We start from the raw sequence: 2529 nt of genomic DNA on the forward strand, positions 1-2529 counted from the left end.
AGATACGATAGGTACGTGTTGAGAAAGGGTATAATTGCTTAAAACGCCACATTCCGGCAGCCGGCTGTCCAAACGTCACGATGCGCTTGATTGCCCCGCCAAATTGATGATTTAGCTTTGCTGCAGCGACAATCGCCATGGCGCCCCCTGATGAATGGCCGATAAAAGAAATATGTTTACCTGCGTGTAAAAAAGGGGTTAACGCAGAGATTAATTTAGTGAGTACTGTCTCTCCTTCAAGCACGGTGTGATCGGCCGCTTGGGCAATATCCGCAAATTGGCTGTCTGTCATGTGTCGGTATTGGCGTTTGTGCGGTTGCCATGACAAACTTTTTTGTGTGAGAAGATAGTGAAACCCCCAATGGACGTGACACTTCTTACCATCGATAGTGATCGTTTTAGGTGTGCACGCACAGTTGACCAACCAATCCCAGGCGGTTTGCGAACCACGAAAGACCACGACCGCGTCATCGTTTTCCCGCCAAAGCACCCGGATAATACATCGTCCCCATCGGTCATAAATATCACGCCGGCCATGGGGACTGAATCCATACTGGGTGTGATCAAAATAGGTAGGGTAAGAGGCACGACAGAGTATGGCGTATCGCTCATATTGATAGCGTTTCAATCGCTTCATACAAGAGCCTATTTCATGAGTATTGGACTCAGGCTACCGAAAAAACATGACGAAACAGCGAAACGGTCAATGAATAGCGCGCTCAATCACCGCGCTAATAATTGTTTAGGAAGGGTTCTAAATGCGTATCATAAGTGAGCGCTTGAATCGGGCCACGGTGGGTGATTAAAAAGGCAGCATTCGTGCAATTACCAATCCCAATAATAACTTGTACCAACAGCCGTAAATCTCTTAACCAACGTTGCGTCTGCTCTTGACTCCAGTCTTCACGATATAGCCCCATATGATACTCAACCCACCAATAGGCGCCGCGAATAAATGCCTTCATTACCGACTCTGCCGCTAGGATCTGTTCAGCGGTACCAGAAAAGTCAAAATCGGGTGAGATGGGTTTGCCTTGCGTAAACGCGACATAGTTTCGACAGTGGCGAAAGAGCGCGAGCTGAAGTCCGGCTGCAGAATCATAGTGAGGGAGAGACAAGGTCGTGACAGGGAGATGTTTGATCGAGCGACGAAACAATGCCGCCGTGCGCTTACCGGGCATCAGATGCTCTATCGCGTAAAATAAATCCAAACTGATAAGCTGATTATTCAAGAGTACTCTTCACTATATTGGCACAACACACTTATCCTGCCTGAATGGGCGGCTCGAGTATACAATATCGTATACTGAATTAAAGCATTAACTGATTCGCTCCCTCAAAGGAAGGCGTTGACAGCGTTGCTCTGATAATTCTCACTTACTCTATGCCATAGCGCGCTTTTAACGCAGATATCGCCTCTTGCTTATCGGATAGAAACTGATTGAATTCGTCGATGAGCTTGGGATGATGGATGGTGGATAGCCGCTGAGTCCCTTTTTCATGGGGCAAGGTATCATCAAAGCGTACCGATCCTTTTTTAAAGCCCATTTGGTCAAGATAAAACTTTGCAACAGCGATATTTGCATAGCCGCCATCAATACGACCGCTGACAAGCTTCATCATCAAAGAATCATATTTGTAACTCTCATTTAAGCGTGTTTGGCCCGAACGGATACGTGATTGATAAAGTTCAGGGGTAAAGCCTACGACGGTTCCTAGTCGCTGTAATTGGTCAATAGGTTGGCCATAGTTTTGGTCGATAACCATGACGCCGTCGATATAATCAACCACAGGCTCACTATAAATGACATTGACGCCTTTTTTGATGTCGCGATCCCAATCGGGACTATCTGGATATTTAAGATCAACGACACCATCGACAAAACGGGAAGGAAGGCTTGTTAGTGGTAAAGCTTTGTACACAAATCGATAGTGATGCGTGTTGGCGAACATATCGAGTAACTCGCGATTAAACCCTGAATAACTGCGATTAGAATATGCTGAAAAGGGATAATACTGAGAAAAGCTTTGTACGCCTACTACATAAGTCGTTTTGGCATTCACGGATACCGAGACACTCATAATCAGTAATAAAGCCCATAATCTTTTCATCGTTTCTACCCGACTTTTGTTGATTTTCCTCTTGTTATTGTAGACACAGAGACCGCACCTGTCTTTGCGTGCTCGGCTGTTATTTTACAACATCGACTTTCACTTATCCTTTTTTGGCACGCATAGCTGTCGATAAATCATTCGGTTATCGGTCACATTTTGCGCGTAAATATTTGAATGAACATTCGGTATGTTTTATTTTTTCACTTGGACTTTCAAATTTGATCAAATAACGATGAATAAGCATGAAATTGCGTCGCGGGCGATGCGGCAACATATTCTTTCAACCACATTGGAAATCGTTGGTAATGAAGGGCTTGCGGCACTCACAGCAACAAAGTTGGGTAAAAAAGCGGGGATCAGCAAAGGCGCGCTCTATCATCACTTTGATAATCTTGATGCAGTAAAAGATGCGGC

4 protein-coding genes are annotated in these 2529 nt (G+C 45.1%); 1 reads left to right on the forward strand and 3 read right to left on the reverse strand.

Translation table 11 applies throughout. From position 1 onward, the window contains the following. The 3 genes from BZG79_RS13970 to BZG79_RS13980 form a co-directional block, all read right to left on the reverse strand. A partial coding sequence (locus BZG79_RS13970) for a lipase (RefSeq protein ID WP_077774704.1) occupies positions 1-637 on the reverse strand: 637 nt, incomplete at its 3' end. Between the two features lie 94 nt (positions 638-731). Next, the gene (locus BZG79_RS13975; RefSeq protein WP_025744358.1) at positions 732-1232 is read right to left on the reverse strand and encodes a hypothetical protein; all 501 of its coding nucleotides are present in this window, start codon (positions 1230-1232) and stop codon (positions 732-734) included. Between the two features lie 145 nt (positions 1233-1377). Continuing rightward, entirely contained in the window at positions 1378-2112 is a 735-nt protein-coding gene (locus BZG79_RS13980) for a transporter substrate-binding domain-containing protein (RefSeq protein ID WP_077774705.1), read from the reverse strand. 190 nt (positions 2113-2302) lie between these two features. On the opposite strand from BZG79_RS13980, the gene BZG79_RS13985 reads away from it, so the two are divergent. After that, a partial coding sequence (locus BZG79_RS13985) for a TetR/AcrR family transcriptional regulator (RefSeq protein ID WP_206779502.1) occupies positions 2303-2529 on the forward strand: 227 nt, incomplete at its 3' end.

This window comes from Salinivibrio sp. MA427, assembly GCF_001996115.1.
In the GTDB taxonomy this organism is placed as follows: Bacteria; Pseudomonadota; Gammaproteobacteria; order Enterobacterales; family Vibrionaceae; genus Salinivibrio; species Salinivibrio costicola.